This window comes from Shimazuella kribbensis DSM 45090 (assembly GCF_000428065.1).
Classification (GTDB): domain Bacteria; phylum Bacillota; class Bacilli; order Thermoactinomycetales; family Thermoactinomycetaceae; genus Shimazuella; species Shimazuella kribbensis.
The window spans coordinates 186980-208122 of record NZ_ATZF01000001.1 but is presented as its reverse complement, the minus strand read 5'-3'; the positions used below and the strand labels follow the sequence as shown (position 1 = coordinate 208122).

The 21143-nt window shown below is 37.8% G+C and carries 24 protein-coding genes; 6 read left to right on the top strand and 18 right to left on the bottom strand.

Going from position 1 to position 21143, the window contains the following annotated elements:
• Positions 1–120: 120 nt before the first annotated feature.
• A complete protein-coding gene (locus A3GQ_RS22980) occupies positions 121–513 on the bottom strand; it encodes a MerR family transcriptional regulator (RefSeq protein WP_037463551.1) in 393 nt (130 codons plus the stop codon).
• A gap of 141 nt (positions 514–654) precedes the next feature.
• Between A3GQ_RS22980 and A3GQ_RS0101220 the strand changes: the two genes are divergently transcribed.
• Complete coding sequence (locus A3GQ_RS0101220) at positions 655–1416, top strand: SDR family NAD(P)-dependent oxidoreductase (protein ID WP_037463550.1); 762 nt, start codon at positions 655–657, stop codon at positions 1414–1416.
• Positions 1417–1655: 239 nt separating this feature from the next.
• Here A3GQ_RS0101220 and A3GQ_RS27615 read toward each other — a convergent pair whose 3' ends face one another.
• Both A3GQ_RS27615 and A3GQ_RS25460 read right to left on the bottom strand, forming a co-directional pair.
• The gene (locus tag A3GQ_RS27615) at positions 1656–1808 is read right to left on the bottom strand and encodes a hypothetical protein (RefSeq protein ID WP_169818222.1); all 153 of its coding nucleotides are present in this window, start codon (positions 1806–1808) and stop codon (positions 1656–1658) included.
• A gap of 51 nt (positions 1809–1859) precedes the next feature.
• Positions 1860–3095 carry a toprim domain-containing protein gene (locus A3GQ_RS25460; RefSeq protein WP_051271082.1) on the bottom strand — a complete coding sequence of 412 codons (1236 nt, stop codon included), beginning with the start codon at positions 3093–3095 and terminating at the stop codon, positions 1860–1862.
• Between the two features lie 275 nt (positions 3096–3370).
• Here A3GQ_RS25460 and A3GQ_RS0101210 point away from each other — a divergent pair, with 275 nt between their 5' ends.
• Positions 3371–3874 (top strand): DUF1572 family protein, encoded by a 504-nt coding sequence (locus A3GQ_RS0101210; protein ID WP_028775504.1) that lies wholly within the window; start codon positions 3371–3373, stop codon positions 3872–3874.
• Between the two features lie 88 nt (positions 3875–3962).
• Here the strand turns inward: A3GQ_RS0101210 and A3GQ_RS0101205 are convergent, their stop codons facing one another.
• From A3GQ_RS0101205 to A3GQ_RS0101190, 4 genes are all read right to left on the bottom strand, one after another.
• The gene (locus tag A3GQ_RS0101205) at positions 3963–4514 is read right to left on the bottom strand and encodes a GNAT family N-acetyltransferase (RefSeq protein ID WP_028775503.1); all 552 of its coding nucleotides are present in this window, start codon (positions 4512–4514) and stop codon (positions 3963–3965) included.
• A gap of 193 nt (positions 4515–4707) precedes the next feature.
• A complete protein-coding gene (locus A3GQ_RS0101200; RefSeq protein WP_028775502.1) occupies positions 4708–5211 on the bottom strand; it encodes an NUDIX hydrolase in 504 nt (167 codons plus the stop codon).
• A gap of 112 nt (positions 5212–5323) precedes the next feature.
• Positions 5324–5677 carry a hypothetical protein gene (locus A3GQ_RS0101195; protein ID WP_342664977.1) on the bottom strand — a complete coding sequence of 118 codons (354 nt, stop codon included), beginning with the start codon at positions 5675–5677 and terminating at the stop codon, positions 5324–5326.
• A 109-nt stretch (positions 5678–5786) separates the two neighbouring features.
• Entirely contained in the window at positions 5787–6353 is a 567-nt protein-coding gene (locus tag A3GQ_RS0101190) for a hypothetical protein (RefSeq protein WP_028775500.1), read from the bottom strand.
• A 108-nt stretch (positions 6354–6461) separates the two neighbouring features.
• Here A3GQ_RS0101190 and A3GQ_RS0101185 point away from each other — a divergent pair, with 108 nt between their 5' ends.
• Genes A3GQ_RS0101185 through A3GQ_RS0101175 form a run of 3 tightly spaced genes read left to right on the top strand, consistent with a single transcriptional unit; the run spans position 6462 to position 9932 of the window.
• Positions 6462–7826 carry a hypothetical protein gene (locus tag A3GQ_RS0101185; protein WP_028775499.1) on the top strand — a complete coding sequence of 455 codons (1365 nt, stop codon included), beginning with the start codon at positions 6462–6464 and terminating at the stop codon, positions 7824–7826.
• Positions 7827–7845: 19 nt separating this feature from the next.
• Positions 7846–8529, top strand: a complete 684-nt coding sequence (locus tag A3GQ_RS0101180) for a response regulator transcription factor (RefSeq protein WP_028775498.1) — start codon at positions 7846–7848, stop codon at positions 8527–8529.
• A complete protein-coding gene (locus tag A3GQ_RS0101175) occupies positions 8526–9932 on the top strand; it encodes a sensor histidine kinase (RefSeq protein ID WP_051271080.1) in 1407 nt (468 codons plus the stop codon). The genes A3GQ_RS0101180 and A3GQ_RS0101175 overlap by 4 nt, the downstream gene beginning before the upstream one ends.
• 199 nt (positions 9933–10131) lie before the next feature.
• Here the strand turns inward: A3GQ_RS0101175 and A3GQ_RS0101170 are convergent, their stop codons facing one another.
• Both A3GQ_RS0101170 and A3GQ_RS0101160 read right to left on the bottom strand, forming a co-directional pair.
• The gene (locus A3GQ_RS0101170; RefSeq protein WP_028775496.1) at positions 10132–10635 is read right to left on the bottom strand and encodes a hypothetical protein; all 504 of its coding nucleotides are present in this window, start codon (positions 10633–10635) and stop codon (positions 10132–10134) included.
• A 622-nt stretch (positions 10636–11257) separates the two neighbouring features.
• Positions 11258–11875 carry a hypothetical protein gene (locus A3GQ_RS0101160; protein WP_028775495.1) on the bottom strand — a complete coding sequence of 206 codons (618 nt, stop codon included), beginning with the start codon at positions 11873–11875 and terminating at the stop codon, positions 11258–11260.
• Between the two features lie 283 nt (positions 11876–12158).
• On the opposite strand from A3GQ_RS0101160, the gene A3GQ_RS0101155 reads away from it, so the two are divergent.
• Positions 12159–13085 carry a S66 peptidase family protein gene (locus tag A3GQ_RS0101155; protein ID WP_083964030.1) on the top strand — a complete coding sequence of 309 codons (927 nt, stop codon included), beginning with the start codon at positions 12159–12161 and terminating at the stop codon, positions 13083–13085.
• A gap of 64 nt (positions 13086–13149) precedes the next feature.
• Here A3GQ_RS0101155 and A3GQ_RS0101150 read toward each other — a convergent pair whose 3' ends face one another.
• From A3GQ_RS0101150 to A3GQ_RS0101100, 9 genes are all read right to left on the bottom strand, one after another.
• The gene (locus A3GQ_RS0101150; RefSeq protein ID WP_028775493.1) at positions 13150–13509 is read right to left on the bottom strand and encodes a hypothetical protein; all 360 of its coding nucleotides are present in this window, start codon (positions 13507–13509) and stop codon (positions 13150–13152) included.
• Between the two features lie 74 nt (positions 13510–13583).
• Positions 13584–14423, bottom strand: coding sequence for a M50 family metallopeptidase (locus A3GQ_RS22970; protein WP_051271079.1), 840 nt, complete (start codon positions 14421–14423; stop codon positions 13584–13586).
• A gap of 6 nt (positions 14424–14429) precedes the next feature.
• Complete coding sequence (locus tag A3GQ_RS0101140; protein ID WP_028775492.1) at positions 14430–15179, bottom strand: M23 family metallopeptidase; 750 nt, start codon at positions 15177–15179, stop codon at positions 14430–14432.
• 312 nt (positions 15180–15491) lie between these two features.
• Positions 15492–16697, bottom strand: coding sequence for an ATP-grasp domain-containing protein (locus tag A3GQ_RS0101130; protein WP_156877486.1), 1206 nt, complete (start codon positions 16695–16697; stop codon positions 15492–15494).
• Between the two features lie 227 nt (positions 16698–16924).
• A complete protein-coding gene (gene minD / locus A3GQ_RS0101125) occupies positions 16925–17719 on the bottom strand; it encodes a septum site-determining protein MinD (protein ID WP_028775490.1) in 795 nt (264 codons plus the stop codon).
• A gap of 15 nt (positions 17720–17734) precedes the next feature.
• Positions 17735–18415, bottom strand: coding sequence for a septum site-determining protein MinC (locus tag A3GQ_RS0101120; protein ID WP_028775489.1), 681 nt, complete (start codon positions 18413–18415; stop codon positions 17735–17737).
• Between the two features lie 64 nt (positions 18416–18479).
• Complete coding sequence (gene radC / locus A3GQ_RS0101115; protein ID WP_028775488.1) at positions 18480–19160, bottom strand: RadC family protein; 681 nt, start codon at positions 19158–19160, stop codon at positions 18480–18482.
• A complete protein-coding gene (locus A3GQ_RS22965) occupies positions 19154–19777 on the bottom strand; it encodes a Maf family protein (RefSeq protein WP_037463547.1) in 624 nt (207 codons plus the stop codon). The genes radC and A3GQ_RS22965 overlap by 7 nt, the downstream gene beginning before the upstream one ends.
• A 286-nt stretch (positions 19778–20063) precedes the next feature.
• Positions 20064–21104 carry a hypothetical protein gene (locus A3GQ_RS0101100; protein ID WP_028775487.1) on the bottom strand — a complete coding sequence of 347 codons (1041 nt, stop codon included), beginning with the start codon at positions 21102–21104 and terminating at the stop codon, positions 20064–20066.
• Between the last annotated feature and the right edge of the window lie 39 nt (positions 21105–21143).

The following is a 21143-nucleotide window of genomic DNA, read 5'->3' as shown; positions in this document are numbered from 1 at the left end:
TGCTTTTCTTTTATGTATTGACCTTTACTCCCATCCTTTTACTACTTGAAGCATCTTCACTTAACAGAGAGCAAGAAATCCGAATTCATACCGTATTTTGCCCACTGAGTTGGAGATGGGCTATTGTCTCCTTGAACCTGTAACTGCTTCGTCTCCTCTTTTCAGAATCATTTCCTTATATGAAGTAATTTTATGTTCTAACATTTTATTTGTTTCTCCCAGTGTCTTTAACTGGATTTCGATCGAACTTTTATGATCTTCTAATAGTTTTAATCGATCTATTACTGTATTTTCTCCTTTAGTAAACAAGTAGGCATATTCTCTTATTTTTGTGATTGGCATTTGCGTCTCTTTTAATTTTAAAACAAATTTTAGCCATTGAAGATGTGATTCCGTATATTTTCTTTCTCCACGTTCATTCCGATCTGGAAGAATGATATTCTCTTTTTCATAATACCGTAATGTATGTGTACTAATCCCTACTAGTTGTGCCACTTCACCAATGGTATACATAAAAACCTCCATATTTAACCAACACTACTTAAATGTGAAAAATAGACTTGACTTAGAGTTTACTTTAACCATTATGATAAATCCGTATCAGTTAAACAATCCATTTTTGTTAGTATACACAAAATATTAGGAGGAAATAAAATGAAAAAATATACCGTTATTACAGGTGCAAGTTCAGGGATTGGTTATGAAACAGCTCTAGCTTTTGCTGCTCGTGGAAAAAATTTAGTCATTGTAGCGCGTAGAACCAAGGAGCTTGAAAAACTAAAATCAGAAATCGCGAAAGTAAATGCTGAATTAGATGTCGTTATAAAAATAGTTGATTTATCTAATACGAAAAATGCGTATACATTGTATGAAGATTTAAAGGAATACGAAATTGAAACTTGGATTAATAATGCAGGGTTTGGTAATTTTGCAACAGTTGGAGATCAAAATTTAACTAAAATCGAGACAATGCTTAATTTAAATATTGAAGCTTTAACTATTTTAACGTCTCTTTATGTGCGTGACTATTCAACAGTTGAAGGAACGCAATTAATTAACGTTTCATCAGGTGGAGGATATACGATTATTGGAAATGCAATCACATACTGTGCTTCTAAATTCTATGTAAGTGCCTTAACTGAAGGACTTGCACATGAATTAAAAGAAAAAGGTGCAAGCATGCAAGCAAAAGTATTAGCTCCTGCTGCAACTGAAACTGAATTTGCAAAAGTATCAAGAGACTTAGAAGAAAATATTAAATATGAAGGGATACTTCCAAAATACCATACAGCTGAAGAAATGGCTGATTTTATGCTTGATCTTTACGATAGCGAAAAAGTAGTAGGGATTGTCGATGGTCTTACGTATGAATTTCAATTAAAAGATCCAATTTATCCTTATGCAGTAAGAACATAGTAAGGTTGAATTGTCATGGATTCCGCCTTAGCTGGAGGCTCCAACATTGATTCTTGTAAGATATAGATATCATCATATTTATTGATATCTATATTAATAACAATACCCCTGCTTAGCATCCTAGTGCTGTGATACTAAAAACATTGATGCTGTGTAAATTCGATGAAAAATGCATCTTACCCACCTTTCTTCTTCCTCGACTTAGCACATCTAAGTATGCAAAAGTTAGATAGGTCCACCTACGATAGATAGAGAAATGCAAAACGGAGCCCCTGCTCTAATTTGATCATGGATAACCCCAAAATAAAGAAAATAGAGAAAGTGAGCGTTTTGATCGGATTCGCTCGCCTTCTCTTGTTATTTGTTACCACTAGACAATTGGCAATTCCCATTACTTCTCCTCGTTTAGGAGGCAATCAAATTTGACCAAGATTGCATTGTCCTTATTTTGGAGAATCAACTTTCGATATCCTTTCTACACTTATCCCCCTAGCATTTTGCTTTATATCTGCTATGATCCATTCCCTATCTTGCAGCAAATTTTTGTATTGTCTAAATTCTTTTGGAAATACGGTTAATTTTTGTATTCCCTGTGGGGAATGGAGTGTAATAAACGCCATTTCATGACCATATCTTGTTTTTATTTGTTTGATGGACTGAATTTCTCCTGTTATTTGTCTTTTATTAAGTTTCGATTCAGCTGGTTGTGTGATGACTGTATCTATATATACTTCTTGCTCTACCTTCTCTGGAATATCAATCCGGCCATATTTCATCCAAACCTCATTCAAATCTTTACACGCCCGGTAAACAGATTGATCCAACAAAGAAACTTCTTTCCCATAGAGAATAGCCTCTTCCCTTAATTTGTCCCGCGCTGCCTCGCCTGCTTTATCGTTATCAAACGCAAGTACAATCTTTCTTGCTTGAAACCATTCCCATCGAATACCATGGAGGCCAAATATAGCACAGCTATTTGGATATCCACTCATGATCAAGGATAGACAATCAAATACACCTTCTGTTATGTATACCGTGTCTTCTTTCAATACACGAGCATTAAATATACCTTTTGGTCCAGATTGGTTCATATGTTTGCCTGGTGCAAAGTGTTTCCGCTCCGTTTTGGAGGTAATCTTGTGGCTTTCCCCAATCGATCGCCCATACAGATTTACAATCTTTCCATCTGGTGTGGTATGAGGAAAGGTGATACGCCCCCATTTCCAGCCTCCCCAATCCTTTTCCCTTGCAAATCCAACTCCAAATGATGGAGCAAAGGACAAATCGATCCCTCTGGAAGCTAAGTATTTGATTGCAACATTACTTGATAATAATTGCTCTTGGTATTTCAAACACTCTTCTGTCCGATCTTCAAATGCATCCATTTTTTTACGACGAAAAGGTTTCTTTTTATTTGGTGAAATCTGGAAAGATTGCGATTCCGAGTGTTCCTTTTTATTCTGAAGTGATATATCCTTTTCAGTTAGATACAATGCTTGTAAAATATCAGATCGAGAGCAGCCTACAAAACAATGTAATACGATAAACCCTTGATTGTTCTCCCAAATAGATAGGGATGGATGTTCATCGTCATGTGCAGGACAACAAGCTTGATACCCTCTTCTATTTCTTTTCACACCTTCTAAACGCACTAAAATCTTCTCTAATTGATCAGGCACGGATTTCCACCACTTCCTTTCGCGCACAATTGTTCGGTAATAAAGTATATGGTACTCCGTTACTATCCATGTTTGTTTATTGTGTATTCCTTATATGATTAGATTAGCTTTTTCCTATAATAAAATTATCTCATTTCGAAGTTTGTAAGAAAAGATCATAACTAATTTTCTATTTTACTATTGCGAATGATAAGAATTCATTTACTATGTTTTTACTGACCGAAAAAAATAAGATAATCGAATAAGTAACGATTACCCAATAATGAGGTGTTAGGATGAACATAGGAAACCATTATCTTCAAACATCTATCGCCACTTTTCAGAGTATGAAAAGCCTCGCAGATAAAACCTTTGCACAACTCACCTTTGAGGAACTCCACTACACTCCTTCTAGTGAATCTAACAGTATTGCAATCATTGTGAAACATATGTATGGAAATATGAGATCCAGATGGACAAACTTATTTGACAGTGACGGCGAAAAGCCCGATCGGAATCGAGATGCGGAGTTTGAGGGAAGTTTTCAAAGCAAAGAGGAGTTACTTGATGCTTGGGAAGCCGGTTGGAAGATTTTATTTGATGTCCTCCATATTCTTTCCCCAAACGACTTGCTACGGACTACCAAAATCCGAGGCGTCGATCATACGATAATAGAAGCGATTGAGCGTCAAATCGCCCATTATTCCAATCATGTCAGGCAAATTGTTTATATCGGTAAAATGGTTAAAAATGAGAAATGGTCCACCCTTAGCATTCCAAAGAAAAAATGGAATGATTGATGTTTGTACTTTATGAAACATAAAAAACACCCTTACCTATTTTCAGAACAAGGGTGTTTTTTTCCTATTTTAAAAATTTTCCTGCCTTCTATTCAAACACCAGATACCAATACAATGCTATTTCATTGTTGGTTTGATCTAGCCCTTTGTAAACAAAAGCATCAAAACCACCTAGTACAAAGCCACAACTTTCGTAAAACTTACATGCTGCTACATTATTGTTCTGGGTCTCTAGCATGATACCAGGCATCTTACCCACTTTTGCCCATTGTATGGCTTGTTGGATTAGTTTTTTGCCTATGTTAAGCCCTCTATATTGTTTGTCTACCAGTATTTCTTCTATATAAGCATACTTGTTCCAGTTACGTTTCAACTTGATCTGGCCGACTACTCGATCACCTGCAATTGCCAAATACACGATTCGTTCTAGATCATCGCTATCATCGGAGTCATCTTCATCGATCTCTTCTGGTACCTCATCTGCATACGATTTTTCAAAAGGCGGTACTTGTTGTACTGTATACGTGATTTGATTGTTCTGTAAAGAAAGCACAAGTACCCCATCCACCGTAAAGCTTCCATCTATATTGATGGGTTTGTGCTCATCTTCCGCTAGTTGTTCTTTGATTATAATGTCCATTTCAATCCCCCTAAAAATAAGTGTCTATAAAATTCAAAACACTTGGGGGACCTCTGACTTAGTAGAAAACTTCCTTTACTTGCAAGTGAATACCTCCATTAACCTTCTTATTCTATTTATAACCATACTTAGGTAACAATTCGGGTTGGACAGAGAGTGGGAACTCCCTGTCCAGCGAATCCCGTTGAGACTATCAGCTTTCACCCTTGCAGCGAGCCGCAAAGACAGCCTGAGCCCTACGGAACTCCTCATACATCGACTCGGGAGGACCTGGCTTCTTGGCAGGCTTTTCTTCAGAAGTAACCTGTACCAAAGCAGCCCGTTCCTCATAGGCTTCTGTCGGGATATCATCTGGCGACAGAAACCACCCTGCTTCGATGTGCTTGTCGGTCAGGGTGACCTCCTTGCTTCTTGTGATCCCCACGAAACCCACGATCTGCGTGGTACCCCAGATCTCATCGAAGACCACATCGGGGAGGATCTCGATCGTGAGCCCCGTTTTGATCTCGGTGTGTCGGACGGCTGCTTCCATCAGGAACCTCATGAGCTCTTCAGCCGAGAGGTTCTCGTCCACCTTCACCCGACCACCAGGGTATTCCCATGGATCGATCTTTGGAGGGATCGTCCTCAGAGCAAGGATCTCCCTTGTATCTTCGTGTACCACCATCACGAAGACAGCCATCTTCCTTTTTGCCATCTTGCGCTGCCTTCCATGTGATAGGAAATGAGACAGTGATGCTTCTTTTACTGTAGCATATCTCTTTTTTGGATTCTATTCCGATTATTTGTATGTTTGAGATTTCACTTTGTTATTTCAATTTGGCCACAACAAACCCTATCAAAATAATCCCGAAACCTATCCCCGTTTTCCAACTGGGAATCTCCTTCAAGAAGATATATCCCATAATAAGGGAAATCAATAGTTCCAATCCTTTTGAAGCTGCTAACACATAGCTTAAATTGCCAATTGCTTTGTATCCAAATTTGATACCATAACCGATACAAATGTTAACAAACAAAAAGAGAGGGAGCATCATGAGTTGGAATTTGAATGTTGCCCAAAAATGAGAATCGATGTGTTTGCTTTGATACGAAAAAATAAAATTAGCAGCAAACAAACCTCCAAATACAAGAAGGAAACTATATACGTAATACAATGTCACCCCTCCAGAGTAGATCCCTTATGTAACACATGCTTCCCCAAATCCCAAATTTTATATAAGAAAAGAACCCACTTGTCTTCTTAAGGAATAAACAAATGAGTTCTATCTATTATTGGATATCAATTTTTGAAACTCTCCACCCATTACTGGTATTGGATAGTGTTGCGATAACTTCCGCTGGGCTTTGTTCCTCCACGTATACTTTAGCTGTAACTTCGATTTGTCCTTTTTTACGTTTAAAGCTGATTTTTTTTGCATCTGTTTTATAATCCACTAAATAACCAGTGATTTCTTCATCATGAGGCAACCAGCCTTCTTCTAACGTTTCACCAGCAACTTTAATGAACGTATCAATACTGTCCTTTGTTTGATAAGGTGCTAATGTTTGGTGGATTTCCTCCCCAGACAACGGATGTAAAACAGTATTTATTTCGCCACTCTCCAGCTTTTCTTCTTTCATCGCTTTGTCCACGAGAGACATTTGAGCTTCATAAGCTTTTTGTAAAAAATCGATTGCATCTTTATCAGACAAATCGTTGATCTGTTTATCTTGTTGTTTTTCGATATTTTCAACAGTAGTTGGATTCGCATACCCCTCCAAATCTACGGATGAACAACCCCATAAACTTACTGCCAATACAATTAACATTATTCCTACGATCTGTTTTTTTTCCATTTCCGACACCTCTTCCTATTTATTCGAACATTGTTTATAGTATTATTTTACGCAGCACGAAAAGAAAAGTCGTTTCATAAAGGTTAAAATAGCCAAAAGGATGGGAATATGATAAATTGGAAAAATTTCATATCTGTATTGCTGTTGTTTTCATTAACAGGATGTAATCTATTCCCCTTTCCTACTGATTTACTTCAAAAACCTAGTAATAATCAAGGGGACGCATTCCGAGTTTTTTCCTCCTTTATCCCTAGAGATTATAAAATGCTAGTACCACAACAATCCGATTATACAGGGGCGATAAATCTCGTTGACTTAGATCAAGATTCTCACCCCGAAATCGTGGGGATTGTTGGAGCAGAAAATGGATTGGGCTTGTTACTTATCATTCTCCATCAAAAAAATCGTCAATGGGAATTAGCAACAAAGATAACCATACCAAATCATGACCGTTTTCATTATTTAGCATTTCGAGATGTAGCAGGAGATAAGCGACCAGAAGTGATCATTGGAACTACGAATGCATCAACGGCTGATCGCGATGGAGAGAAATATTTATCTGTCTTTCGCATACAAACGGATTATTCTTATTCTCTTGTACTAAAGCAACAGTACCTTTATAACGTTGCTATAGAAGATTGGACGAATGATAAACGAGATGAGATGCTGATATTTACGAAAAACAAAGAAAACCAACTTATAGCACAATTTATTCAATGCATACAAAATTGCAAACAGCTAGATTCATATTTATTTCCTACTGAGTTTTCGTCTAATAGCGCTTTATTTTTTGATAATGTGCTACAAGCTACTACAGTAAATTTAAAATACCATCAAAAAGGAGTCTTTGTCACGCTTAGTGCTTATGATAGTCATCTATATACTACAGCATTGGTGATCGAAAACGGGCGATTAAAAAACTTGATGGCAGGAAAAGAAGCTTTTACCGTTCAAACTTTTTATCGTAATTCTTCCTTGCGTATGCAAACACAAGATAACAACAAAGATGGAATTGCAGAAATCAAAAGCAATACATCCCTTCCAACTGATATCCAATATGATGCCTATACATTCAACGGAAAAATGACCATATGGTATCAATTAGATAAAAACAATAACTTGCAACCTGTTAAAAAAATCTATACAGATGAGCAACAAACATTTGAATTTGACATTCCACCTACATGGGATCAACATATCCAATTAACAGAACTCTCACCAAATCAATTGCAAATTTCTTATCGCAATAAAGCAAAGAAGTGGATTCCCCTCTATACGCTTCATCATATTCCAATAAACAAATGGTCTGATTTTCAAGCCTTAATGAAGAAAAGAGAAGAAAGTTATACGTTATTGAACAAAAATCAGAACAAAATATTAGTCTTATCGATAACAAAAGAGTCAAGTCATATTCCTGAAAAATATAAAGCGAATCTTCAAAAATGGGAGAAATCCATTACTTTTCTCAAATAAACGGAAGGAAGAAATAGGAATGAAAGTATTGCTACTAGAAGATGAGGAAGGAATTCGGAGCTTTGTCCGGATCAATCTCAAACGTCAAGGTTTTGAAGTAATCGAAACGACAACAGGAGAAGAAGCATTAACAAAATTCCATCAGATGGATGATATCTCCATTGCTGTTCTGGATGTCATGTTGCCAGACATGGATGGTTTTGCAGTCTGTAAACAAATAAGACAAAAGGACACAGATATCGGAATTATTATGCTTACAGCGAAAAGTCAGATGGAAGATAAATTAGAAGGGTTTGACTGTGGAGCGGATGACTATATTTCCAAACCATTTAGCCCCGCTGAACTAATTGCCCGAATGAAGGTATTGGGGAAACGGCTCAAAACAAAGAAACCTGCCAACGTACTCGCACTTGCTCCCTTTACGCTTCAACTGGAACAACGAAAGTTGGACAGATCAGGCTCCATCATTAATTTGACACCAAAAGAATTTGAGATTTTAAAAATATTGATGGAGAAACCCAATACAGCAGTTAGTCGTGATGAAATCTTAAATCAAGTTTGGGGAAAGCATTACGTAGGCGATCTAAAAACCGTCGATATTCACATCCGTCGATTGCGAAAAAAAGTAGAAGATGATCCATCTGAACCTATCTATTTAGAAACCATTTGGGGCTTTGGGTATCTTTGGAGACACCACAAGTGATACGAAAAAACTTGAAAAATCGCATGGCACTCGCCTTTGGAACACTAATTGTATGTGTGGTTGTTCTTGTGGAAGTCTTTTTTCTGATTGCTTTGTATCAATATTACTATGGTACAGTGGTTCAAACTTTGGTTCAAGAAAGTGCTGCTTCAACCCGGTATTTTAACCAATACTCTTTTGAAACCCTTTCCGCACTCGCTCAACGTATAAGTGATGAAAAAAGGCAAGAAAAATCTTATCTCGATTTTCAAATTATTGATTTGGACAATCGAGTAATTCTTGATTCCTATCGGATGTCGTATACCACTTCTTTACAAACACCGGATATCCAAAAAGCATTATCAGGAAAGGTAGGAATTTGGAAAGGTGAACCATCAGGCTCTGATGAAACGATTATAGCTGTATCTAATCCAATTCGGATTAATCAACAAATCGTAGGTGTACTCCGTTATTCATCCTCTGCAACGGAACTTGATCAAAAGATAACGCAATTCATGTTTCTGTCAATCGTATTGGCACTCATTTTGATCAGTTTGTCTGTGATCGTCAGTTATTGGATTGCAAAACGAATAGTAAAACCGATTACCGATCTCACTTCCTTAGCAAAACAAATAGCTGCTGGTAATTTCCTGCTCACTTCACAAAAGCACCAACATGACGAAGTAGGAGTGTTAAGTGAAACGATGAACATCATGTCTCAAGAACTTCGAAAAAACGAACAACTAAAAAATGAGTTTATCTCTGCTATTTCGCATGAACTCAGAACTCCATTAACATCCATTAACGGTTGGATTGAAACCATCCAAGAAGGACAACTAGAAGATAGAGAAGAAACCGAGCTTGGGCTCCTTATCATGAAAAAAGAATCCCAGCGTTTAACCAAGTTAGTAGAAAATTTATTGGATTTTTCACACTATCAAGCTGGTCAAATGAAATTGGAAAAAGAAATGTTTTCCTTAAGTCAATTGCTTACAGAAATCGAAAAACAATTTTCAAGGCTGAGCAAAAAACAAAATGTAACATTTGAAGTAAAGCATAAACCTGATATAGAACTGTATGCCGATCCCAATCGAATCAAACAAGTTCTTATCAATCTACTCGATAATGCTTTTAAATTTACTCCTGTAGAAGGAAGAGTGGAACTTACTGCTACAGAAGATTCTCAAACCATTACAGTAACCGTTACCGACAATGGAGCAGGAATAGAGGAGTCTGAAATAAAAAATATAACCAAAAGATTTTACAAAGCTTCTAGTAAAAAGAAAGGAAGTGGACTAGGGTTAGCGATCTGCAAAGAAATTATTCAGCTTCATGAAGGACAGCTTGTAATTAACAGTGTGTTAGGAAAAGGGACAAGTATATCTTTTCCATTACCAAAAACAAGCCAGATAGAGAAAACATAACCTTTAAATATTACCCTAAATCAAATCAACAACGGACGGTGATGTAAATTTTTGATCTAGACTATCTATGAAATCCAGTGACAGGGTACCTGTTCTAGTCCATGAGATGGATACCAATCATAGTGAGCGATGAGTCTTTTGGCTTATTTAATTTGCCATAGACTCACCACTTCCTTTATCTACTCAATATTCAAAAAGGTTATACTCCATCTTCTTGCATAAGTTCGCACAGGGTGAAAGTAATCCATGCTTCCTCCTTATCCTCATCAGAAGAGTTGGGATCATGAATGATCAGTTCACAACGATCTTTGACGAGCATGTATTCCTCCACCTCATCGTCAAACAAACATGGTTCCCAAAAGTTTGGAAAGCCTCGCCGGAGCTTTTCCATAATATTGACTTCATCGACTCCAGATGCACGTATAATTCGTAGCCAATTATTAGCAAATAACAAATAATCTTTTCGATCTGCCGACTCGACGAATGCACGAGTTTCTCCACCGATTTCGTACCAACTTTTGTTGGGTGAATCATAAATTACTCGACCATCATGGACTGCTAAATACTTATTGCAACTTGTATCGGTTTGAACCACAACAATTTCATACTTATTCCTGTCAATCCATACTTTCTTTCCAACAGGAACACTTTCAGCAATTTCATTTGCTATTCTGGAAATCAGTATGATTAGGTCTTGTTGCATGGTAACCTCCTTTAGAATAAATAATTCCGCTTCAAAAAACGACTATCAAATAGAACTGGAATTCCTTCCCCATCTTTCTCTGCATGAATATGTAAGTGTGGTTCTGATGAATTTCCTGAATTACCTACTTTACCAATAACCATTCCATCTCTGATTCTGGTTAGCTGATACAACTTCGAAAATTCTATTTTCCGCTATGCTTTTTCTTATAGGCCGATGGGATATCTATGGTTACTATTTGCGCTTTATTGTCCCGGTCGGGTTTTTTGATCGATAATCTTTCGAAGATTTGGAACGCCATTGTTCAACCAAAAACCAGATAATCATACCAGCTATAAATAATGTTATTAACCATATAAACAAAATGGGAAACACCTCGTTGTCCTTTATGTTTCATTATTTTGATACATCAATAACGCATTTTCAGAAGCTATAAGCGGAGTGAGTTTGGAATAAAAGATTCCCTTTATGTAATATAATATAGTAAAGATAAAAGATTTTCATATGTATGAATCTTCTTTGTTTGCTTTAATTTTTTATTCTCCATTTGTTCATTTGAGTACATTCCTATGTACCTGATGTGAAAACAAAAACAGCGTCCCCAATGGAACGCTTTTCTTTTCTATCCATTATTTTTTTGAAATCGAATGGTCAATGCTCCACCAGCTACGAGTGCTGCCCCAAGTGCCATTGCAGTCGAGTAGCTACTTGCAGTATTCGGGATTTTCCCTCCATTTGGTTTGGTTACAATGGGTGTAGGAGTTTTTCCACCATTGTTCTCTGCTGTTGGCGGTGGGGTTGTCCCGCCATTCTCCGTTGTTGGCGGTGGAGTTGTTCCACCGTTGTCTGTTGCTGGTGGTGGGGTTTCCGTACAGCCTGTCACCACAATTTCTTTACTCCAAATCGAACCTTTTGGTTCAACCAAGTGGAAAATATAACGTCCTTCTTTACCATTCTTGTTTTGCGAAACATCATATGTGATGTTGTGTGTTTCATCTTTTTTCAAGATCGGAATTTGACCAGTCGCAATTTTTTCCCCTTTTTTGGGATTACCATCTTTGGACCAATACAGATCATAATAACCTGCTTCCTCACTGTTTCCACGTTCAATTTGAACCGTTACATCTAATTTTTTACAGTCTCCACTCGATTGTGCTCCCCAGTTACATGCAAGTGCGATAGTTGGCGCTGCGAGAACAAGTGTAGCAGCAAAGGCTCCAGAAATTATCTTTTTGAACATTCCATTAATTCCCTTCTCTTTCAAGTGATCCACTGTTGTTATCAATGAAGATATTACATATTCTAATAGATGAAAACATGCCTCAAACTAATTAATATTGTATTTTTATTGAAAATTCATTTAAAGATAGATATTTTTTTATACATATAACAATAAATTATTATCCGATAAAATTATTCCCAACAATAAATGAATAGGTAAACAACACTCATTTGAAATAAACCAAGTCCATGTCTCATACTAGAATAATACTCATCTTAAATATCAAAATGAGGTGACGGAAATGATGATGCCCAAAAGCATCTCCAGAGGATCTCATATTGGAATTATTGCACCTGCAAGTCCCTTAGAACCTATTGCTACACATCAAGCGATTGAATACTTGGAAAAATCCGGATTTGTACCTGTATTAGGGGATTCTATCTTTGATCAGCAAGGATTTCTAGCGGGAAGTGATGAATCACGTTTAGCAGATGTACACCGTATGTTTGCAGATCCTATGATAGACGCGATTCTTTGTTTACGTGGAGGATATGGGTCCATGCGTATCGTGGATCAGATTGACTATGATCTTATACGATGTAACCCCAAATGGTTGATAGGCTACAGCGATATTACAATGCTACTCATTGCCATTTATCAAGAGACGGGCCTATCTACGATTCATGGACCTATGTTGTCTGAGTTGCCAAAATCTTATGCTTCAAAATGGTGGGAATCGCTTTGGGAAACTTTAGAAAGTCCTACCGAATGCTTTGTTTATCCAAAAACAAAAAAAGCCCACTGCCTTTTTCCAGGAAAAGCAGAGGGACCTATTATTGGAGGAAATTTGTCTTTATTGGCTGCATCACTCGGGACACCATTTGAAGTAAATACTGTTGGACATATTTTGTTTATCGAAGAAGTAGGGGAAAATCCGTATCGCGTCGACCGGATGCTTACACAACTTCGACTGGCCGGGAAATTACAAGCTGCTAATGGCATCCTATTTGGCCATTTTACCAATTGTCAGGCTCCTGATAACCAAACTAGCATATCGTTATCTACTATTTTAGCGGAACATGCCTTACAAGCAGGTGTACCTGCCTTTATGGGATTTCCATCAGGGCATTCTTTACCAAATTATCCTGTCCCTATCGGCGCACTAGTACATATGGATGCAAATTCTTGTGAACTTTGCCTTTCTCCAGAAATCCCTTATCTATATTAAGTTTATACTTTCACCCTCAGGACAACCATTTCACAAGTTGTCCTGAGTTACAGTCAGAGCCATGTTACCAAACAACTCTAACTTTTTGTGCTCCGATGGTTTCCTTCAGAAGAGCAAGAAAACGGTCCAGAGCTTCCTTAAACGCTCTTTCATCTCTCACTACTTCGAGGGAAAAAGCAGCTTCTACCAACTCATTTTTATTCTGTACAGGTTGACAGGAGCATGCTTTCTCAACGATAAGCATCACCGACTGTCCCCGAAAATCGGAGAGAGCAAGCTGCAATTTTTTCAGGGTCTGTTCAGCAGCTTTAGAAGCTTCATTTGTCGATGTTCCAACGATTTGATTGAACTGATTTTCGACGAATACTGCTTGGTACGCTTCCGGTAATGGAAGCGTTGCTCGGATAATGTCACCCGCACCCATGATGATGTCCTTTCGTTATTAGAGGCGGCAATTACTATCATTTTAAATGTATATCAAATATTCCGCAAATAAGTTCATCCTACTAGATCTCGAATATTTCTTATCTTCCCATCCTCAAAATACTTCTCCAACAGCTTTTCTTCGGGTATAAATCCAAGAGAATTGCCTTTGTTATCTGTCAACTCAAAAACATGGTAACATTCTTTATACCACCGATGAATGATCCTCGCTGTTTGGATAGGATATTGCAAACGAATGTTTCGAATAGGTACATCATGAACGATACCGTTATGATGACGATGAAGCAGAAATCGCAAATATTGCAAATGATAAGATCGAAGATTTTTGATATTGGTCATCAGTAAGAAGAGGGAAATTGTAAACAAAGGAAAAGAAGAAAAGAATCCCCAACCCATCAAACCAATAGAGAATATGATACTCACCCAGTATGTAATGGTAATACATAAACGGTAGGGTAATACATAACTGAGTAATGCTTGTAACACTCTCCCACCATCTAAGGGATAGATGGGAACTAAATTAAAAAGGGCAATAAAAAGATTACCTTGGATAAAATACATCGTCCAATTCTCACTCCACCAACCAAAATGATAGGCAAGCAAACTAAATAAAACCATCCAAATATGATGAAAAGGGCCAGCTAAAGCTACGATAATTTCTTCTTTTGCTGGAACTGTTCCCCATTCATCTGTTTTGGCTACTCCTCCGATAGGCAACAATTCAATGGATTGAATTCTCCATCCATAGGACCATGCTGCTACTACATGTCCCAGTTCATGTATAAATACCAATATACACAATGTGATAATTTCTAGAAAATGTCCTGTCCAAACGGAAATTATCACCAGTAACCAAAATGTGGGATGCAGTCGAACTCTTGTGAAGGTAGCCATTATGGATTACCTAAAAGGAATGATGCCTGTAGGATCAATAAATTGGCCATTTTCTTGAAGTGCTACATATACAAAAAATTGATTACTACGAGGAGTAACCTCTCCAATCGTCTGTCCTTTTTTCACTTGATCTTTTACTTTTAATTGGATGTTACCAAGAAAACCATACCATGTCTCTTTGCCATCCTCATGACGAACAATAACAGTTCTACCTATCCCTGTCTTATTCCCTACAAAAGTAATCGTACCCGTTTTTGCTGCTGTTACAGGAACTTTCCCAGATGTCTGGATGACAATCCCTTTTCGTTGTTCATTAAAGGAAAGAACTACTTTTCCGTGAACAGGTGCAGCCCATTTTTCAACTTGTTTTTTATCATTCGAAAAAACAGGTAGCAAAGTAGGTCGACTACCTACCATTTCTTGATACAAAACACTTAACTTTTCATATGGAAGTTTTTGATTCCATGCAGTTGCTATCCATTCCTCTGTTACTTGATACCTTGAACCCAAAAGAGTTAGTAAAAAAAGAACAGAAGCTGCTACCATTTGCATCAAAAAAACATTTTTTGTTTTTTTCTTTTCCCTCTCTTCTTCCAATTGTGTATCTGTCCATTTTACAAAGGATGGTTTGTCCATTTCTGTTTGTATTTCATTTGATTCCCAAGTGCTCATTTTATTTCCAGCTTCTAACTTGCGTTCCAATGATCTGATTTTTTTCTCTCTATTCTTATTTAACTCATATCCCCAGTCTGTCATTGTCTATCCCTTCCCCTCACTGCTCGTACCAATTTGTACAATCATATGATGCGGATTAGCTTCATATGCTCCTAATGTACAACTTGAAAAAGGAGGTTTGGAAACATGACCAAATTTTGTCAATGGGTGATAAAAGCATGGCGCACTTCTGTTAAATGGTGCAAAACAAAACTAACATCAAGGAAAGAAAAGAAAGAAAAATTGCCCATCAGCTGATCTATTATTTATGATGCCCATATACACTCATTAAAATAGGCGACCTTGTCATAAGGCCGCCTTTTTGCACCGATTTCACTTGCAACGTGACTAGTATTAATCCCAAGAAGTAGATTGATGAAACCATTCAAACGCTGCTTGTGCACGTTCCTGTAAAATTGCTTCATTTTCACCTTCTACTACAAAAGAAGCAATGTGGTCAACTTGACTTACAGGATCATTATAATTTTGTCCGATTTTTCCTACTGTTTTATACTCTACTACAAAACTAGGTGGCTCGTCTTTTGGAAGAGATCGAAGTGTACCTTTATGGGGTGGCAAAATCATCCATGCAGCTAGAATATCTGGATTTTTTTGTTTTTCCAAAGTAGGTACGGGTACTGTTTTTCCACATTGTAAACGCAAAGAAGCCTCTAATAAGTTTGCACCGAAAGCATGCTCATTCATTTGAGCAATACGTCCGCCTCCTGTACGACTCGCGATTTCTACTAATACAATTTGATCATCTGGTGTGTGGAACCATTCTGCATGGAAAGTAGTAAAGTCGGGGGTAGCTAAACTATCAATTAGCTTCTTGGTCATATCTACTAATCTTTCTGCTATACTGCTTTTTGGTGTTAGCAAAAATGCACCTTGATAATTAGTAGTATGGAAATGCAGCGGAGCATCGTAGTATTTGGAAGCACTGATAAATTCTAGTTTACCTTCTTGTATAATTCCATCAACATGATAAACTTCACCTTCTACAAACTTTTCTACTGCAAGTTCCAAGGGAACACCTTTCTCAATAAATTGAGATAATGCCTTTTTGTCTTCCAACACACATGTGCCTGTTGACCCTCTTCCTAAAACGGGCTTAATAACAACCGGAAAATCATACTCTTTTACAAACTGGATAAGATCGAAAGAGGAGTGAATACGGCGGAATTTCGTTACTGGGATGCCATCTGCACCAGCAACTTCTTTCATTCGCACTTTATCCCGGTACTGTTCAGCGCTATCGGAACGCTGTCCTTTGAGGTCAAACCAATCCCGTATACTAGCGGCTCGTATAATATCCATTTCTTTTAAAGCTATTACAGTATGGTATTGGTAGGTTTCATACAGTTCTATCGCCCGGAGTTCAACGTTGCTATTGACGTCATATGAGTCGAAAGCTTCAATATGAGCATATTTCTGTTCGGGAAAGCCCTCTGCATATCTACTATCCGTTAGTATTACAAGCTCTTCACCCAAATCAGCCAATAACTCATCATAAGGACAATCTGCATGGGAAACTGCGTTCAAAATTAAGATACTCATTGGTTCCTCCTCTTTTTCCACATTTACGGAATTTTCTTCAAAAACCCCTATCAATCCATCCTCCCCCACTATAATTATATCTTTTTGTAAGGTCCAATCAATCAATTATTTGTAATAAAGAATGAATTTTCTTTTTAGAACCTAAAAATATACATTTTAGTTAAATAATCCCCTATATCACTAACAGAAATTATACAAAATAAAAAAACCCCATTTTGGGGTCGTTTTCATGCAAAACCAAGCCATTTTTTCATTTTAAGTAGCATGTTCTGTTCTTTTTCTTGCACGAGAAGGGGAACCATTTCTCCCATAATTCTTCTAGCTACATTTCGATAGGCTTTCCCTGCTAGTGAGCCACTATTCCAAACAGCAGGTTCCCCCGCATTACCAGCACGTATGACTTGTTCATCGTCGGGTATCACTCCCAACAGATCCACAGAAAGAATAGAAACAACTTCTTCTACATCCAAAATGCCTCCGTCTTTCACCAATTGTTTACGAAAACGATTGATTACAAGTTTTGGCGTAGCAATCCTTTCTTTCTCAAGAAGTCCAATTACCCTATCTGCATCTCGAACAGCGGTATGTTCAGGAGTTGTCACCACAATCGCTTTATCTGCACCAGCAATCGCATGCTGAAAACCAGATTCAATTCCAGCGGGGCAATCAATCAAAATATAGTCAAATTGATCACGTAATTCGGCAATTAACCTGCGAAGCTGGTTGGAAGTGATCGCACTTTTATCTTTGGTTTGAGCTGCTGGGAGTAAATACAATTCTTCGCATCGTTTATCTCGAATGAGCGCTTGATCCACTCTACAAGTTTCCTCGATCACATCTACAATGTCGTAAACAATTCGGTTCTCTAATCCCATTAAAACATCTAGGTTGCGTAGACCAATATCTGTATCTATTAAACATACTTTTTTACCTATTAGCGCCAATGCAGTCCCTATGTTAGCAGAAGTAGTAGATTTCCCTACTCCTCCTTTTCCGGATGTTACAACAATACTTTCTCCCATTACTGGTCCTCCTCCCTAGCCAAATTTCCTACTGATCTCTTTCCATTCCATTTCAGGTCGAATATGACTAAGATGACTCATCTTGTCTACCGCAATTTGTTCTTTCACTATATAGGCAAAACGCATTTTATTTTCTGACTCTTTCCATTCGTCTGGAGGTCGGGAAATAATATTATAAATACGAAGCTGTGTTGGCCGGAAAATAGAAGCAGCAATGATTACCGATTCATCACCATCACTACCAGCATGAGCCAAACCTCGTAGTGCTCCTAAAATAAAAATATTGCCAGTTGACTGAACACAGCCTCCTGGATTAACATCGCCAAGCAACAATAAATCTCCTTGATGAAATAGCACCTGTCCAGAGCGTACTGTCCCTGTTAGCATCTCCATCTTACGTGGTGGATCCAATAAATATGGAACCCCATCTGATTCCAACATATGTATATGAAGATTTTTCCGGGCTGAAAATATTTCACGTAAAGCTAGTTCTTCGCTTCGTGTAATTTGCCTTTTTCCCAACTTTATCTGAACTCTCATGTCAGGACCATTCCAAATATGGGAAGAATTTTCATGTAGCAATTTATGTTTTAATTCATTAAGCACTACGGAAAAGGGGAGGTTATCGTCAAAAAAGAAAAGAAGTCCATCTTTTGTACCTTTAATTAATACACTTGGTTTTACTACCTTAGCCATTCCAATTTCACCCCATCTCCCTTATTCTTTCGCTATGCCCTACTTTTTTCCTTCCTGTGTGTTCTTATCTTGGAAAAAAACCCCGCTCTTTTAAACTAATAAATCGCTGATCTCCAATAATAATATGATCCAATAAATCGATTCCCACCGTCATAGATGCCTGATATAGTATTTCTGTTACCTCAATATCTTCTCTACTAGGGGAAGGATCTCCACTAGGATGATTGTGTACACAGATAAAAGCAGATGCACTTGCACTTATTGCAGCTCTTAGCACTTCTCTAGGATGAACAACAGCAGTATCCAAACTTCCAATAAATACACACTTTTTCTCAATTACACAGTGCTTGGTATCCAAGTAAATACAGACAAAATGTTCTTGCGTCAAATAACGCATTTCGTCCATCACAAAGTTAGCTACATCATCAGGTGTTTGCATGCGAAGTTTCTCTTCTGGCAATGTTCTTGTTATTCTTCTGCCCAATTCTAAACCGGCTACCAATTGAATCGCTTTTGCTGGACCAATTCCTTTTAGTTGAGTAAGCTCAGAAAGTGTCATATTTGCAAGTCCTCTTAAGCCCCCAGTTTTACTCAAGACATGTTCTGCAAGATGAGTAACCGGCAATCCCGCTGTACCCGTTCGCAGTAACAAAGCGATTAACTCTGAGTTGGAAAGATGAGCTTGTCCAAGTCTCATCATTCGTTCACGAGGACGCTCCCCTTCTGGTAGATCCCGAATTAACAATGATCACCACACCTTTGGGCAGAAAAATCGGTCATGAGGTGGTAGCCAAGCTGTCGAAACATCCGTTCTAATAATGGAAGTGATAATCCCACCACATTAAAATAACAGCCATCAATCCGATCTACAAAACAAGCCCCAAAGGCTTGGATACCATACGAACCTGCCTTATCCATCGGCTCAGCCGTATCCACATACCATGAAATATCTTCATCTGATAAAGATCTCATCCATACATCTGTCTTGCGGCAATCGGTCAAAACTTTTGGTTGTTTACCTGCTACACATTCGATAAGGGAGATGCCTGTAAAAACTTGGTGTTTCCGACCAGACAACTGTCTTAACATCGATTTTGCATGTTCTTGATCTACAGGTTTACCAAGAATCTTGCCATCAATAGATACAACCGTATCTGCCCCTATGATTACAGCAGACGAAAAAGAGGTGGCAGCAACTGATCTTGCTTTGAGATGTGCCAACTCCATAACCAGTTGTTCAGGGTCTGTAAGCTCGATCTGTGATTCATCCACGGAACTCGAAATAATATCAAACGACAACGATAATTGCTCCAATAACTCCTTCCTACGAGGGGAGGAGGAGGCAAGAATAAGATGAGTCAAGCCAAGGATTCCTCCTATCGGGAAAACAAAAATGAGAATATACGTACTGTACTATTCTACAAAATTTTACCCAACTCCTGCAAAGCGAAAAAGTAAAGAAAACTTGCCGATTGGTTAGCCTTAAGGCGCAGACAGAGGTTTAGTTGCACTTATGCACCTCAGATTAGGGCACAAGTCTCGCTATGTAGATAAGATAAAATTTATACTTTCTTATCTACATAGAAAATAACTTTTATTTCTCAAAAATATTTTATCATTATTTTCACAAAAAATCACGCAACCGTTCTCATTTGTTTCGAGACAAGGAATAGAGAAGATGTTCATAACCTGTTGCATAGCGTACCAAACCTTCTTGAATAAACCAAGCAAGTGTAGAATTTTGATGTTTCGATAATTCCATTGCTCCTTGAACCGCTTGATCCAAACCTCTCGCTAGCTCTATCATCGCATCCCTTGTCTCAGGAGGGTAGACATTGGATTTTTGATTGGCTTTCATAAAGCGAAGTTGCTGTTCTTTGATATTACTCGGAAACGCTATCTTAGATGTTGTTGTAATACTATTTACAGAAATGGCTTGTAATTGTTCAAATAATTGATTGCCTATTTTTAACGTCTCTAATAATCCATCTAATTTTTGCCCTTCTCCGCTGAATGTTTGTTCTTTGACGTATACCGTAATTCCTTTTGCAGCATATCGTTTAGTCAATTGTTGTGCAGCAGTTTTATTATTAGCTACTCCTAAATAAATGCAAAATGGGGCCTGATCAGACATAACAGCAGCAAAGCCTTTTGTACGATATTGTTCTGATACTTTCAATGCACTGCTTTTTAACTGATAATTGCCTGCTTGTAAGAGGGCCACTTTTAAAACAGGGAGACTGATTCCTATTGGTTTTCCTACTACATGTTTCTTATCTGATACTTTCCTATCTGCTACTGGAGTTTTCTCTGGTGTTGGTGTTGGTAAATGAGCATCAATCGAATTATGATTGGCGTTTTGATGCTCAGAGAAAAAAAGAGTGAGCACCGAAAATCCCATTACTGTGCCAACAAGAAGCGCACCGGCAATCGAGATAAAAAGATGAACTAGTGGCCGTTTATCTTTTTTTTCACGTGAAAAAGGATTACTTGGTGACGCCCAATCAATTACATTACTATCTTCTGTTTCTAGTGTATAAGGAATAGTCCTCGATTTTGATTTGGTTTTGAAATCTGTTGTTTTTCCTATTTTTTTGGTTTGTACTTTGATTTTTGGTTGAAATGAATGAGTATTTTTATTTTCATGTACGTTTATCGATCGTACTTTTGGCTTGATATTTACTTCCATCTCATCTACCCTCTCTCCAAACGTGTTAATAGAGTATAT

Excerpts from the sequence above, each read along its gene's own strand:
- A3GQ_RS22980 (WP_037463551.1), bottom strand. The coding sequence starts at position 513 with ATGTATACCATTGGTGAAGTGGCACAACTAGTAGGGATTAGTACACAT.
- A3GQ_RS0101220 (WP_037463550.1), top strand. The coding sequence starts at position 655 with ATGAAAAAATATACCGTTATTACAGGTGCAAGTTCAGGGATTGGTTAT.
- A3GQ_RS27615 (WP_169818222.1), bottom strand. The coding sequence starts at position 1,808 with ATGGGAATTGCCAATTGTCTAGTGGTAACAAATAACAAGAGAAGGCGA.
- A3GQ_RS0101210 (WP_028775504.1), top strand. The coding sequence starts at position 3,371 with ATGAACATAGGAAACCATTATCTTCAAACATCTATCGCCACTTTTCAG.
- A3GQ_RS0101205 (WP_028775503.1), bottom strand. The coding sequence starts at position 4,514 with ATGGACATTATAATCAAAGAACAACTAGCGGAAGATGAGCACAAACCC.
- A3GQ_RS0101200 (WP_028775502.1), bottom strand. The coding sequence starts at position 5,211 with ATGGCAAAAAGGAAGATGGCTGTCTTCGTGATGGTGGTACACGAAGAT.
- A3GQ_RS0101190 (WP_028775500.1), bottom strand. The coding sequence starts at position 6,353 with ATGGAAAAAAAACAGATCGTAGGAATAATGTTAATTGTATTGGCAGTA.
- A3GQ_RS0101185 (WP_028775499.1), top strand. The coding sequence starts at position 6,462 with ATGATAAATTGGAAAAATTTCATATCTGTATTGCTGTTGTTTTCATTA.
- A3GQ_RS0101180 (WP_028775498.1), top strand. The coding sequence starts at position 7,846 with ATGAAAGTATTGCTACTAGAAGATGAGGAAGGAATTCGGAGCTTTGTC.
- A3GQ_RS0101170 (WP_028775496.1), bottom strand. The coding sequence starts at position 10,635 with ATGCAACAAGACCTAATCATACTGATTTCCAGAATAGCAAATGAAATT.
- A3GQ_RS0101160 (WP_028775495.1), bottom strand. The coding sequence starts at position 11,875 with ATGTTCAAAAAGATAATTTCTGGAGCCTTTGCTGCTACACTTGTTCTC.
- A3GQ_RS0101155 (WP_083964030.1), top strand. The coding sequence starts at position 12,159 with ATGATGATGCCCAAAAGCATCTCCAGAGGATCTCATATTGGAATTATT.
- A3GQ_RS0101150 (WP_028775493.1), bottom strand. The coding sequence starts at position 13,509 with ATGGGTGCGGGTGACATTATCCGAGCAACGCTTCCATTACCGGAAGCG.
- A3GQ_RS22970 (WP_051271079.1), bottom strand. The coding sequence starts at position 14,423 with ATGGCTACCTTCACAAGAGTTCGACTGCATCCCACATTTTGGTTACTG.
- A3GQ_RS0101140 (WP_028775492.1), bottom strand. The coding sequence starts at position 15,179 with ATGACAGACTGGGGATATGAGTTAAATAAGAATAGAGAGAAAAAAATC.
- A3GQ_RS0101130 (WP_156877486.1), bottom strand. The coding sequence starts at position 16,697 with ATGAGTATCTTAATTTTGAACGCAGTTTCCCATGCAGATTGTCCTTAT.
- minD (WP_028775490.1), bottom strand. The coding sequence starts at position 17,719 with ATGGGAGAAAGTATTGTTGTAACATCCGGAAAAGGAGGAGTAGGGAAA.
- A3GQ_RS0101120 (WP_028775489.1), bottom strand. The coding sequence starts at position 18,415 with ATGGCTAAGGTAGTAAAACCAAGTGTATTAATTAAAGGTACAAAAGAT.
- A3GQ_RS0101100 (WP_028775487.1), bottom strand. The coding sequence starts at position 21,104 with ATGGAAGTAAATATCAAGCCAAAAGTACGATCGATAAACGTACATGAA.